General features: G+C 68.5%; 8 protein-coding genes. 3 read left to right on the top strand and 5 right to left on the bottom strand.

Annotation, left to right across the window (positions count from 1 at the left end; all coding sequences use genetic code 11):
• Positions 1-93 precede the first annotated feature (93 nt).
• Positions 94-3,453 (top strand): Hint domain-containing protein, encoded by a 3,360-nt coding sequence (locus tag GV832_RS09670; protein WP_168774654.1) that lies wholly within the window; start codon positions 94-96, stop codon positions 3,451-3,453.
• 165 nt (positions 3,454-3,618) lie between these two features.
• Here the strand turns inward: GV832_RS09670 and GV832_RS09675 are convergent, their stop codons facing one another.
• Positions 3,619-4,593 carry a Hint domain-containing protein gene (locus GV832_RS09675; protein WP_168774655.1) on the bottom strand — a complete coding sequence of 325 codons (975 nt, stop codon included), beginning with the start codon at positions 4,591-4,593 and terminating at the stop codon, positions 3,619-3,621.
• A 109-nt stretch (positions 4,594-4,702) separates the two neighbouring features.
• Between GV832_RS09675 and GV832_RS09680 the strand changes: the two genes are divergently transcribed.
• A complete protein-coding gene (locus GV832_RS09680) occupies positions 4,703-5,479 on the top strand; it encodes an SDR family oxidoreductase (RefSeq protein ID WP_168774656.1) in 777 nt (258 codons plus the stop codon).
• A gap of 217 nt (positions 5,480-5,696) precedes the next feature.
• Here GV832_RS09680 and GV832_RS09685 read toward each other — a convergent pair whose 3' ends face one another.
• From GV832_RS09685 to GV832_RS09695, 3 genes are all read right to left on the bottom strand, one after another.
• Entirely contained in the window at positions 5,697-7,040 is a 1,344-nt protein-coding gene (locus tag GV832_RS09685; protein ID WP_168774657.1) for a cytochrome P450, read from the bottom strand.
• Positions 7,037-8,320 carry a hypothetical protein gene (locus tag GV832_RS09690; protein ID WP_168774658.1) on the bottom strand — a complete coding sequence of 428 codons (1,284 nt, stop codon included), beginning with the start codon at positions 8,318-8,320 and terminating at the stop codon, positions 7,037-7,039. The genes GV832_RS09685 and GV832_RS09690 overlap by 4 nt, the downstream gene beginning before the upstream one ends.
• Before the next feature lie 104 nt (positions 8,321-8,424).
• Entirely contained in the window at positions 8,425-9,165 is a 741-nt protein-coding gene (locus GV832_RS09695) for a cytochrome c biogenesis CcdA family protein (RefSeq protein ID WP_168774659.1), read from the bottom strand.
• Positions 9,166-9,840: 675 nt separating this feature from the next.
• Here GV832_RS09695 and GV832_RS09700 point away from each other — a divergent pair.
• Positions 9,841-10,071 carry a sulfurtransferase TusA family protein gene (locus GV832_RS09700; protein WP_168774660.1) on the top strand — a complete coding sequence of 77 codons (231 nt, stop codon included), beginning with the start codon at positions 9,841-9,843 and terminating at the stop codon, positions 10,069-10,071.
• Positions 10,072-10,258: 187 nt separating this feature from the next.
• Here the strand turns inward: GV832_RS09700 and GV832_RS09705 are convergent, their stop codons facing one another.
• Positions 10,259-13,021, bottom strand: a complete 2,763-nt coding sequence (locus tag GV832_RS09705; protein WP_168774661.1) for an Rne/Rng family ribonuclease — start codon at positions 13,019-13,021, stop codon at positions 10,259-10,261.
• Between the last annotated feature and the right edge of the window lie 187 nt (positions 13,022-13,208).

The raw sequence follows: 13,208 nt of genomic DNA on the forward strand, positions 1-13,208 counted from the left end.
TGCCGAAAAAGTTAACCATTATGGCGGTAATCAGAAGACGCAGGACCGGGGCAAAAGACCCTGGCCGGCACCAGGCACGAGCAGGCACATCAATTGGTCACGCTGACGGGCGGGTCGGGGAACGATACCCTGACCGGAGGCACGGGCGCCGATTCCCTTGTGGGGAATGCTGGCAATGACTCGCTTTATGGCGGGTCGGGCAACGATACGCTCTCGGGCGGTTCGGGGGCTGATGGGCTTTACGGCAGCACGGGCACCGACCTGGCCAGCTATGCGACCTCGGGCGCCGGGGTCTCGGTCAACCTGACCACCGGGCTAGGCGCGGGCGGGGATGCGGCGGGCGATACGCTCAGCGGCATCGAACAGGTCATCGGGTCGGATTTCGACGACACGCTGACCGGCAGCGCGGCGGCCGACAGCCTTTACGGCGGCGCGGGCAATGACCTGATGGCCGGGCGCGGCGGGTCGGACCTCTTGTCGGGCGGCACGGGCGCCGACACGCTGGATTACAGCGCCTCGACCGGTGCGGTGACGGTGAACCTGGCGACCAATGCCGTCTCGGGCGGGGATGCTTCGGGGGACACGGTCTCGGGCTTCGAGGCGGTTTTCGGCGGCAGTTCGACCGACAACCTGACCGGAGACACCGGCGATAACACGCTTTCGGGCCTGGCCGGGGCGGATACGCTGTTCGGCGGGGCGGGCAGCGACCGGCTTTTCGGCGGCGATGCCAATGACAGCCTGGTGGGCGGCGCCGGGGCCGACCTGATCGACGGCGGAGCGGGCACGGATACGGCCGATTACAGCGCCTCTGGCGCGGCGGTCACGGTCGACCTTGGCCTCGGCACGGGGCTCGGCGGAGACGCTGCGGGCGATACGCTGACCGGGGTCGAGGTCCTGATCGGCTCGGGCCTCGACGACAGCCTGCGCGGCGGAGCGGGGGCCGAGACGCTGAACGGCGGGCTGGGCAACGACACGATCGGGGGCGGAGCGGGGGCCGACAGCCTGGTGGGCGGCGGCGGGCTGGATACGCTCGACTATGCGACTTCAGCCGCCGGGGTGACAGTGAACCTCGGCGCCGGGACGGTGACCGGGGGCGATGCCACCGGCGACACGATTTCGGGCTTTGAGAATGTCATCGGCTCGGGCAATGGAGACCTTCTGACCGGGGATGGGGTGGCGAACCTCTTCCTGGGCCAGGGCGGGGCGGACAGTCTTTACGGCGCGGCCGGGTCCGACAGCCTTTACGGCGGCGATGGCAATGACCTGGTCCAGGGCGGCAGCGGTGCCGACCTTCTGGACGGCGGGCTGGGCACGGACCGGCTGGATTACGCGACCTCGACCGCCGCCGTGACGGTCAACCTGGCCACCGGCGCCACGGGCGGAGACGCGGCCGGCGACACGATCAGCGGCTTCGAGGCGGTCACGGGCGGCAGCGGCAACGACAGCCTGACGGGCGATGCGGGCGCCAATAGCCTGACCGGGGGCGGCGGCAACGACACGCTGGCGGGCGGCGCGGGGTCTGACCTGATCGAGGGCGGCACGGGCACCGACACGGCCGATTACAGCGCCTCTGGCGCCGGGGTCGCGGTCACCCTGGGCGGCACGGGTTCGGGCGGGGATGCCTCGGGCGACACGCTGACGGGCATCGAGAACCTGACGGGCTCAGGTCTCGCCGATACGCTGACGGGCGACGGGGCGGCCAACCAGCTGACGGGCGGGCAGGGCAATGACCTTCTGTCCGGCGGCGCGGGGGCCGACAGCCTTTACGGCGGCGATGGCAATGACACCCTGGCGGGGGGCACCAGCGGCGACCTTTTGCAGGGCGGCGCGGGCTTCGACGTCTTGGACTATTCCGCAGCCACGGGCGCGGTGACGGTGGACCTGGCCGGAAACTCCGCCTCGGGCAGCGATGCGGGCGGCGACACGATCAGCGGCTTCGAGGCGGTGATCGGCGGCCTGGGCTCGGACACGCTTTATGGCGACAATGCCGCCAATGCCTTTTACGGCGGAGCGGGGGCGGATTACATCGCCTCGGGCAATGGCGATGACACGCTGGCGGGGGGCTTGGGGGCCGATACGCTTTATGGCGGCGCCCAGATGGACTACCTGGACTATTCGGCGTCAAATGCCGGGGTCTATGTCAACCTCGACACCTGGGTTGCGCTTTACGGTCATGCCCAGGGCGATGTCCTCTCGGGCGTCGATGGCATCTTCGGCTCGGCCTATAACGATACGCTGATCGGCTTCAACCAGTTCGGCCTGGTCGATGACGTCTATACCAACGTGTTTTACGGCGGCGCTGGCAATGACAGCATCGACGGCCTGGCGGGCAACGACAGCCTCTATGGCGGCAATGATGCCGATACGGTGCTGGGCGGCGCGGGGGATGACACGGTCTCGGGCGATGCCGGGGCGGACAGCGTCCATGGCGGCGACGGCAACGACCTGGTCACGGGCGGAGAGGGCAATGACGCGGCCTTTGGCGGCGCCGGGGTCGATCAGCTTTACGGCGGCGAGGGCGCGGACACGCTGTATGGCGGGGCCAATGCCGACCTCCTGGAGGGCGGTGACGGCGATGACACGCTCTATGGCGGCGATGGCAACGACCTGGTGCAGGGCGGCGCGGGCGATGACGTCCTCTGGGGCGATGCCGGGGCGGATACTTTCGTCGGCGGCGATGGGTCGGACACGATCCATGGCGGGGCAGGCGATGTCATCGACGGCGAGGAAAGCGGCGGGGACAACGATGTCCTGGACCTGACCGGCCAGGCGCCCTTCGTCATTCACCGCGACCCGAACAATCCCGAGAACGGGACGGTCGATTTCCTGAACGCCCAGGGCCAGGTGACGGGTCAGCTGACCTTTTCCAATATCGAGACCATCGTCATGTGCTTTACCCCCGGCACGCGGATTGCGACGCCGCGCGGGCCGGTGCCGGTGCAGAAGCTGCGTGTGGGTGACCTGGTCCTGACCCGCGACCATGGGGCTCAACCGATCCGCTGGATCGGCAAGAAGCAGGTGACGGGGGCGCAGATGGCGGCGGACCCGGGGCTTCGGCCCGTGCGGATCGGGGCGGGGGCGCTGGGGCAGGGGCTGCCCTTGCGCGGCATGGATGTCTCGCGCCAGCACCGCATGCTGATGGGCGCCGCGCGGGAGGCGCTGATGTTCGGCACGGCGGAAGTCCTGGTCCGCGCCTGCCACCTCTTGCACCTGCCCGGCGTGCGGGACGTGGCGCGGGAAAGCATCACCTATATCCACCTTCTCTTCGACCGCCACGAACTCGTCATGGCAGAGGGCGCCTGGTCGGAGAGCTTCCAGCCCGGCGAGCGGACCCTGGGGGGGATGGAGGAAGAGATGCGCGCGGAGCTGTACAAGCTCTTCCCGAGCCTGGAGTTCGAAGGGGCGCGGTTGACCTTGAAAGCGCATGAGGCGCGGCTGGTTCTGGCGGAGTAGCGGGGTCCCGCAGACACAAAAGGCATGAAATGCCTTTGGTTTCTGCGGGAGGAGGCGGGGGGGCTGCCGCCCCCCCGCACCCCCCTGCCTCAAGGGGGGCTTGCCCCCCTTGAGAAACCCCCTGACTGCGATGCGGGAAGTTGGGCGCCGGTTTGCCCGCCGGCGTCAGGCCCTGCGCTTCGGGACGCGTCCGACCGCTTCCAGGAAGTCGCGGCCGGCCTCGGAGCCGAAATGCGGGCTTTGGCTCAGGCCGGGGAAGCGGGCTTTCATCTCGGCGGCGATCTCGGGCGGCAGGCGGCTTACCGTGGCCTCGTTGACGAGGAGGCTCTCGGAGGGCACGCCCTCGGCATAGATGATCTCGTGCTGGTCGAAGACCAGGGAGAAATAGTCGACGAAGCCGCCCTCGCGCAGGTAAACCGCCTCGCCGTCGATCAGGTCGCGGGCGGGGACCAGGAGCTCGGAGGTCGTCATCCCGGCCACCCGCTCGCGCTGGTAGAGAAAGACCCGGTGGTGCTGCGAGACGACGAGGTCGCCCTCGTTGCCGAGCGTGCCCTTGGAGATCACAACGGGCGCCGTCGCCCCCACGGCGCGCAGATGCGCCCTTCCGATCCAGCGCACCGGCTGGCGGCCATGGTCGCGGGTCAGGATATCGAGACCCGGGACGATCTGCTCGATGGCGCGCTGGCTGCCATCGGACAGCGTGATCATCGTGCCGCGCGCGAAGGAGAGGCAGAGGAGATCGGCGAGCGCCAGGTTCTCGGGCGGCTCCTCGACCGCGAGAAGCGTGTAATCCACCCCCGTGCCGATCGGCGAAAGCGGCAGGACGGCGGCCTCGGTTCCGAGGTCGATCAGGAGAAGCTCGACCCGGTCGCCATCGGGCGCCATGAGCGTGTAGCGCGCGACAAGCCGCACCGGCGTGCCGGGGGCGCCGATGCCAGAGCCCGCGCCCACCTCTTGCCGCCCGGCCTCGGGGCGGGTGAGCACAAGCCGCAGGGGTTCGGCCTGGGTGTGCAGGACATAGACATCGCCCTCGCAGACCTCGTCCGGGCCCATGAGCCCGTCACCCTGGTTCGCGCCGTTCGAGACATAGATGTCCTCGGCGGCGAAGACCTGGGCGATATGGCCGGGGGAAGAGGGCATGGGAACACCGGGGATAGGGGCTTCAGGGCTAGCAATCCCACGCGGAAAGGTCAACAAAGGGACGGGTTTGCGGCAGGATCGCGGCAAGTGGAAACAATGGAGGATGGCGATGGATCTGGGCATCCGGGGCAAGCGGGCCTTGGTGACGGCGGGGTCCAAGGGGCTCGGCCGGGGCTGCGCCGAGGCTTTGGCGGCGGCGGGGGTCGACCTGGTGATCAACGCGCGCGGCGCCGAGGCCCTGGAGGCCACGGCGCGGGACCTGGCCGGGCTGGGGGTGCGGGTGACGGCCGTGGTGGCCGATATCACGACCGAGGTCGGGCGGCAGAAGGTGCTGCAGGTCGCGGGGGAGGTCGATATCCTGGTGACCAATGCCGGGGGGCCTCCGCCCGGGTCCTGGGAGAACTGGGGGCGGGAGGATTACCTTTCCGCCATCGAGGCCAATATGCTCACGCCGATCCTCTTGATGAAGGCGGTGCTGCCGGGGATGATGGCGCGGGGCTGGGGGCGGGTGGTGAACATCACCAGTCAATCGGTCAAGGCGCCGATTGCTTCGCTGGGCCTGTCGAACGCCGCGCGCACCGGGCTCACGGGCTTTGTCGCCGGCACCTCGCGCCAGGTGGCGCCCCATGGCGTGACGATCAACAACCTGCTGCCCGGCATCCATGACACCGACCGGGCGCTGTCCCTGGATGGTGGCGTGGTCAAGGCGCGGGGGATCACCATGGAAGAGGCGCGGGCCGAGCGGATGGCGACGATCCCCGCGCGGCGCTACGGCACGGCCTCGGAGTTTGGGGCCATGTGCGCGTTTCTGTGCAGTCAGCAGGCGGGATTCATCGTCGGGCAGAATATCCTCCTGGATGGCGGGGCGACTTTGGCGACCTTGTGAGGTCCGGGAGGTTTTGCAGGCATGGCATGCCCGCGAAACCTCCCGGAGGAAGCGGGGGGCTTTCGCCCCCCGCACCCCCCAACCAAAGGGGAGCACGCTCCCCTTTGGAAACCCCGTGGATGTTTGGGGACCAGTGAAGGAGGGCGGGCCTTGGGGTGGTAGCCTGGGCCAGGATCGCGCGCTGGGCTGTTCCCGCGCAGGCGGGAACCTCCTTCGTTCAGCGGCGGGTGAGGTGGAGGCGGATGCCGTCCTTGGCGCGGACGGTCAGATGGGCCACGGGGACGGGGATTTGGCCCTCCACGGGGGCGAAATGGAAGGCGCGGGTCATCAGGGCGAGGAGCAGGGGGCCCTCGACCATGGCGAAACCTGCCCCGGTGCAGACGCGGGGGCCCGCCGAGAAGGGCAGCCAGGCGTCACGGGCGCAGGCGCGGTTTTCTTCGCGCGACCAGCGGTCGGGGTCGAAGGCATCGGGATCGGGCCAGATCCGGTCGTGGCGATGCAGGTGCCAGGGGGAGAGGACGATCTGTGAGCCCTTGGGCGCCTGGCGGTCGCGGAGCGTCTCGGGCCTGGTCGTCTCGCGCACCATCATGGGGACGGGCGGGTAAAGCCTGAGCGCCTCGCGGAAGACGTCGCGGGTGAACTTCAGCCGGGAGAGGGCGGCGAAATCGGGGGCCTCGGGCAGGGAGGCGGCTTCGAGCGCCACGCGGTCCTGGATCTCGGGATGGGTGGCCAGGAGGTAAAGCGACCAGGCCAGGGCCGAGGCGGAGGTCTCGTGCCCCGCCAGGAAGAAGATCGCCACCTGGTCGACCATTTCCCCGGTCGTAAAGCGCTCTCCGGTCAGGGGATCGGCCGTCGTCATGATCTTGGTGGCCAGGTCCTGGGGGGCCTCGCCCGTGGCGATCTGGGCTGCGCGGGCCGCGGTCAGCTCGGTGATGAGCGCCCTGATGCGGCGGGCGGCGGCCAGGGTCGCGGGGCGGTGCAGGCGGGGAAACCAGCGCGGCAGGGGCAGGAAGGCCGCCAGGTTCAGGATCGGCTGGCTGCGTTGATAGGCGCGGAACTCGGTGAAGGTGGCGCTCGCGATCCGGTCCTCGATGGGGATTGAAAACAGCGTGCGGAAGATCACATCGGCGGCGGCGTGGGAGGTGTGCTCTTCGATCTCGGTCTCGCCGGGCGCAAGCCGGGCCACGGCGGCCTGGCCTGCGGCCCACATCGCCGGGAAGGTCTCGCGGATGCGGCCGCCCTCGAAGGCCGGGTCGATGATGCGGCGCTGGCGCTTCCAGGCCTCGCCGTTCGTCAGGAAGACGGAGTTGCCGAGAAGCGGGCGCAGCCCCTCGGCAATGCGCATGGACTTGGGGAAGTCGTCGGGGCGCTCGGTCAGGACGCGGGCGATCAGCGCGGGGTCGTTGACCATGTAGCTGCGGAAGAAGGGCGTGCGGAACTCGGCCATCCAGGCGTGATAGAGGCGGGCGGGCTGGGCCGAGAGGATATCGCGGCGGAAGAGCTGCAAATAGCGCAGAAGCGAGACGCGGTCGGGGCGCGAAGGGGGCTTGGGCGGGATCATGTCGAGCGCCAGCCGGAAAGTGGCGTCTCGATCCGGGATTTCGAGGCGGCGCGGCCCTGGTAGCGCTGGCCAAGCGTCAGGGGGCCCGCGGTGATCTGGAAGTAATCGTAGTCGCCCGGCCGGTCAAAGGCGCAGAGATATTGGAAATGCAGGCGGAAGAAGCGCCAGCGCAGCGCGCGCCATTTTTCGGGCGAGAGGGTCTGGGTGAAGGCGGCCGAGATCACCAGGGGCCAGCGCTTGTCCCGTGGTGCGACCCCTGTGACGCTGACCGGATCACAAAGCGCAAAGGCGCAGCCGTCGCCGGGGGCCGTGACATCGACCCAGGTGATGCGGTCCTGGGCAGACAGGAAGGCGAGGTCGCCCCGCAGCCTTTGCGCCCGGGGCAGGAAAGAGACCATGGGCACGACCTGGCCCAGCGTCAGGAGAGAGAGGGCGGGGGTCTGGGGGATGCCCTGGCGCAGGAGGTCCGAGAGGATCGAGACCGCGAGATGCGCGCCCGAGGAATGGCCGACGACGAGGACCTCGTCGCAGTCGGCCAGGCTTTCGCGCAGGCGTTGGGCAAAGGCCGTGATCCGGGTCTCCAGCCCGGGCGGATTGGCGCCAAGGCTCTGGGCGGAATAGGCGTAGTCATGCATCAGGTACCAGGCATAGATCTTGTGATCCCTGGCGCGGAAGAACGTGAGCGTGATGAAGGTCACGGCCGCGACGATGGCGAGATGCAGCGCCGGGGCGGCCCAATGGGTTTCGACCGGGGGGATATTGTCCATGGCCAGGACCTCGACAAGGCCCCGCACCCGGTTTGCCGCCCAGAAAACCCCTTTCGCCGCGAGAAACCCGAGGCCGAGAGAGACGGCCAGTTGCAAGAGAAGCACGCCGATCGGATAGAGGGCGGCGATCATCGGCCCCTTGCGCAGCCGCATCAGCCGGAAGAGCGCGCCCGACAGGATATAGGCCCCGGCGGTGCGGACCAGTTGCAGATAGGTCCCGACTATCCCGGTCTTCATCGAGCTGCTGACGATGTCGGACCAGACGAGGACCTCGACCTCGGCCTCGACGGGGGGCTGGTCGGGCATCCGGGCCTGGACGCGCCAGCCATAGGGCCCGCCGCCGCCGCGCGGCTGGAGGGCGAGGGAATAGCCCGAGATCTCGGCCTGGGCCTTGCCCTCGGTGCGGTAGAGCTCGCGGTAGCGGCGGGGGGGGATCGGGTCATAGCCCGGGATATAGAAGACCTTCCGCCGAAAGGCGGGCTGAGGTGTTGCAGGGGGGGCATGCTCGGTCATCGCCGCCATTCTCGCCGGGGAATGTGGAAATTCAAGGGCATTGGCTTGCGTCCAGCCCGGCGCCAGGCGGTTTCGCCGAGAATTTCCGGCGCGACGTGGGGGGCTTAACCCAGGGCGCCAAGCGCGGGCAGGGTTTCAAGGAGCCAGTAGGAGAATTGGCTGAAGCCGCCGGTCAGCATCATCAGGCCGATGGTCCACAGCAGAAGGCCCATGAGGCGCTCGATCGCCTCCATGTGGCGCTTGAAGAAGGCCAGCGTCCCGCCGAGTTGGGGCAGGAAGGCCGCAACCAGGAGGAAGGGGATGCCAAGGCCAAGCGCATAGACGGCCAGGAGCACCGTGCCGCGGGCGACATTGCCCTCCTGGGCTGCGATGGTCAGGATGGCGCCGAGCTGCGGGCCGATGCAGGGCGTCCAGCCGAAGGCGAAGGCCAGGCCCAGGATATAGGCGCCGAAGGCCGAGCCGCCCTGGTCGCCCGCCTCGATCCGCAGGTCTCGCATCAGGAAGGGCAGGCGCAGGATGCCGAGGAAATGCAGGCCGAAGCCCATGACGACAAGCGCCGAGAGCGTGGCAAAGACCTGGCCATTGCCAAGGAAGAAGGCGCCGAAGGCCGAGGTGGCGGCTCCCATCAGGAGGAAGACGGTCGAGAGGCCGAGGACGAAGAAGAGCGCGGCCGGAAGGGCGGAGCGCTGTTTGCCGATCTCCTTGACCGAGATGCCGGACATATAGGCGAGATAGGGGGGGACGATGGGCAGGACGCAGGGCGAAAGGAAGGAGAGCACGCCGGCCGCAAGGGCTGCGAAGGCGGCGGGCACAAGACTGGCGTCCAGGAGATTGATGTCGAACATGGGCTGTGTTTAGCGGGTTTTCCGGAGGAGGTCACGGGGGGGAAGAGAGCGGACGCGGGATCGTGAAGGCGCGAAGCTCGGGCCTTTGGGACGTGGCCCTGCCGACTGCACGGTCTGCGCGGGGATGGCGTCCTGGGGCTCTGCCGACTTTGGGGGATGGCCTTGCCGACTGCACGGTCTGCGCGGGGATGGCGTCCTGGGGCCCTGCCGACTTTGAGGGGATGACCCTGCCGACTGCACGGTCTGCATGGGGATGGCGACCTGGGCCCTGCCGACTTTGGGGGATGGCTCTGACGACTGCACGGTCTGCATGGGGATGGCGACCTGGGGCTCTGCCGACTTTGGAGGGCATGGTCAGCGACGGGCCCTCGCGCTGCTGCGACGGGCGGCAGGATGGAAAGGAAGCGGTGGCATGGGGCGGGCCCTCCCGTCCTGGAGGTATTGCCCGACGCCTGGGTGGCCTGCGCTGACGGCCCGGGGATCGGAGCGGAGCCTGGCCAAGGGGCAACGGCTGGAAAGCGACGATGGGCGACAGGGAACGGAGGCGCGGGCGGGCGCTGCTCCGGCCCGGGTGCGGATGGCCTGGAGGCCAGGGGACACGCGCCTGCGCCGGGGCGGCATGTCTGGGCTTGCCTTTGTCCCCGGGGGCAGGGCAAGAAGCGCCAGGGGGACGCCATGGATTGGGACGAAGTTGCCGACTGCGAAGGGCTCTTGTGCCCGCTGCCCGTCTTGCGGGCCCGCAAGCGGCTGATGACCATGGCGGCGGGCCAGGTCCTTTGCGTCAGGGCCACGGATGCCATGGCGCGCATCGACCTCCCGCATTTCTGCGCCGGGGCCGGGCATGACTACCTCGAGGCCCGAGACGCGGGTCCGGTCACCCTTCACCTCATCCGCCGGGGCGCCTGAGCGGAGGGGAACCGTTCCGCAAGCGCAACAGGGCAGTCGGCGGGACCTTGGGCGGGAAACTGGCGCGGCGGTGCAGTCGGCGGGACCTTGGGCGGGAAACTGGCGCGGCGGTGCAGTCGGCGGGGCAGGCCGATGCGCCTTGCCCAAAGGAAAAGGCCCGGGACGCTTTGCCCGGGCCTTTTGTCACTCAGCGGCCCAGTGACCACCAGCCCTTGCGCTTGGGCTTGTTCGGATCCTCGGGCTCGGGCTTGTCCTCGGGGTCGGCCACCAGGGCTGCCTCGGGCGCGGGTTGCAGGCCGGGATCGGCGGGGAAGCTTGGCGCCTCCACCGGCGGCGGAGCCACCTCGACCGAAGCAGGCGCGGCCTCTGCCACAGGCCCTGCGACGGCCTCTGCCACTGCCTCTGCGGCGGGCTTCTTGGCGCGCGACCGCGTGGCGGGCTTGCGCGCGGGCTTGGCCGCAGCTTCCGCCTCGGGAGCCAGTGTTTCCGGGGTCACGACTTCGGCAGCGGGCTCGGGAGCCGCTTCGACCGCCGGGGCTTCGGCAGCACTGGCCGCAGGCTTCTTGGCGCGCGACGCAGAGGTCCGGGTCCGCTTCTTGGGCGCCTCGGGCTCTGCGCTTGGCTGCGGGGCTTCGGCCACGACTTCGGCCAGGGCTTCGGCAGGCGCCGCGTCGGAGGTGGCCTCTTCGGTCCCCTCGTCGGCTGTCCCCTCGTCGTCACCCTCGTCGCCGCCGGCCTCGTCACCCGAAGCCTCGTCACCCGCCTGGGCCGAAGACCCCGCGCCCGAAGGCTTCTTCTTGCGACGACGACGGCGCTTCTTCTTGGCCCCGCCCGAACCGGATGCAGCCTCGGCCGTGGTCTCGGAGGTCTCGACCTCGGTCGCTTCTTCCTCGGCCTCGTCCTCGATCTCTTCGAGGGCCAGGTCCAGTTCTTCTTCCTCGACCGCGGCCCCCATCAGGCTGGCATTGCCCGACACGACCGGCGCCTCCGGCACAAACCGCGTCGCGGTCTTGAACTTTTCGATGGTGAAATCGGGGGCGATCATATGGGGATCGGCCTCGATCCGCACGGCCATGCCGTAGCGGGCCTCGATCAGGGCCAGGTGCTCGCGCTTCTGGTTGAAGAGGAAGTTGACGATGCCGATGGGGGCACGCAGCAGAACTTCTTTCGACCGCTTGCGCGTGCCCTCTTCTTCCAGGGCGCGCAGGACCTGCAAGCCGATGGAGTCGTCAGAGCGGATCAGGCCCGTGCCATGGCAATGGGCGCAGGGCTGGGTCGTCGATTCCAGCATGCCCGGACGCAGACGCTGACGCGACATCTCCAGAAGGCCAAAGCCCGAGATGCGGCCCACCTGGATTCGGGCGCGGTCGGTCTTCAGCTTGTCCTTCAGGCGCTTTTCAACCGAAAGGTTGTTGCGGCGCTCTTCCATGTCGATGAAGTCGATGACGATCAGACCGGCCAGGTCGCGCAGGCGCAGCTGGCGGGCGATCTCTTCGGCGGCCTCGAGGTTGGTCTTGAGCGCGGTCTCCTCGATGGAGCCCTCTTTCGTCGCGCGGCCCGAGTTCACGTCGATGGCGACCAGCGCCTCGGTGACGCCGATGACGATATAGCCGCCCGATTTCAGCTGCACGGTCGGGTTGAACATGCCACCCAGGTAGCCTTCGACCTGGTAGCGGGCGAAGAGCGGCGTCGCGTCGTGATAGGGCTGCACCACGCGGGACTGCGCGGGCATGATCATCTTCATGAAGTCCTTGGCGGTGCGGTAGCCCGCCTCGCCTTCGACCAGGATCTCGTCGATCTCGCGGGAATAGAGGTCGCGGATCGTGCGCTTGATCAGGTCGCCTTCCTCGTAGATCTTGGCCGGAGCAATCGACTTCAGCGTCAGCTCGCGGATCTCTTCCCAAAGCCGCATGAGGTATTCGTAATCGCGCTTGATCTCGGGCTTGGTGCGCTTGGCGCCAGCGGTCCGGATGATCAGGCCCGCGCCTTCCGGCACCTCCAGCTCTCCGGCGATTTCCTTCAGCTTCTTGCGGTCGGCCGCCATGGTGATCTTGCGCGAGATGCCACCACCGCGCGCGGTGTTGGGCATCAGGACGCAGTAACGGCCGGCGAGCGACAGATAGGTGGTCAGCGCGGCGCCCTTGTTGCCACGCTCTTCCTTGACGACCTGGACCAGCATGATCTGCCGGACCTTGATCACTTCCTGGATTTTATAGCGCCGGGCGCGCGGCTTGCGCGGGGCCGAGATTTCCTCCTGGACATCTTCCTCGGCGATGGATTCGATCTCGTCGTCGGTGTCGGCGGCGTGGTCGATGGCGCGGAAACGGGGCGCGTCGTCGTGATGGGTATGGGTGTTGTCATGGGCGTGGTCGTGGGGCTCTTCGTCCTCGCCCAGGTCGACCACATCCATCGAACCGATCTCGGCGGGGGCCGCGACGGGGGCGGAAGTGACGGGAGCCACAGCCTCGGCAGGAGCCTCGGGTGCCGCTTCCGGGACGGCCTCGGCGGGCAGGTCTTCCGAGATCACCGCATCCTGGGATTCGACCGGGGCGGGCTTGGGGCCACGATGGCGCGAGCGACCATCGCCGCGTTCGGAACGTCCCTCCGAGCGCCCCTCGGAACGGCTGTCGCGGCGGTTCTCTTCCTCTTCCTCGGCGCGGGCAAGGGCGCGCTCTTCCTCGATCAGCGCCTTACGGTCGGCGACGGGGATCTGGTAGTAGTCGGGATGGATTTCGGCGAAGGCCAGAAAGCCATGCCGGTTGCCACCGTAATCGACGAAGGCCGCCTGGAGCGAGGGTTCGACCCGGGTCACCTTGGCGAGGTAGATATTCCCGGCAAGCTGGCGCTTGTTTACCGTCTCGAAGTCGAATTCTTCGACCTTGTTTCCGTCCACCACGACGACGCGAGTCTCCTCGGCGTGGGTGGCATCGATAAGCATCTTCTTTGACATGTTTTTCCAATGCGCCGGTCTGGCGGGCTGTCTTGCGGCAGCGTTTCAGAGAGGCGGCTTGTTCGGGCGAGAGGTCGCGCATGGGAGATGGGGGCCGCGCCTTGCGGGCTGCCCTCGATCCGATCCCATTGTGCCGCGCGTCTCATCGCGTTTCTCTTTCGGGCCTCTGGCCCATTTATACACCCGG

Source organism: Stagnihabitans tardus (assembly GCF_009925085.1).
Classification (GTDB): domain Bacteria; phylum Pseudomonadota; class Alphaproteobacteria; order Rhodobacterales; family Rhodobacteraceae; genus Stagnihabitans; species Stagnihabitans tardus.

Excerpts from the sequence above, each read along its gene's own strand:
- GV832_RS09695 (WP_168774659.1), bottom strand. The coding sequence starts at position 9,165 with ATGTTCGACATCAATCTCCTGGACGCCAGTCTTGTGCCCGCCGCCTTC.
- GV832_RS09700 (WP_168774660.1), top strand. The coding sequence starts at position 9,841 with ATGGATTGGGACGAAGTTGCCGACTGCGAAGGGCTCTTGTGCCCGCTG.
- GV832_RS09705 (WP_168774661.1), bottom strand. The coding sequence starts at position 13,021 with ATGTCAAAGAAGATGCTTATCGATGCCACCCACGCCGAGGAGACTCGC.
- GV832_RS09690 (WP_168774658.1), bottom strand. The coding sequence starts at position 8,320 with ATGACCGAGCATGCCCCCCCTGCAACACCTCAGCCCGCCTTTCGGCGG.
- GV832_RS09680 (WP_168774656.1), top strand. The coding sequence starts at position 4,703 with ATGGATCTGGGCATCCGGGGCAAGCGGGCCTTGGTGACGGCGGGGTCC.
- GV832_RS09675 (WP_168774655.1), bottom strand. The coding sequence starts at position 4,593 with ATGCCCTCTTCCCCCGGCCATATCGCCCAGGTCTTCGCCGCCGAGGAC.
- GV832_RS09685 (WP_168774657.1), bottom strand. The coding sequence starts at position 7,040 with ATGATCCCGCCCAAGCCCCCTTCGCGCCCCGACCGCGTCTCGCTTCTG.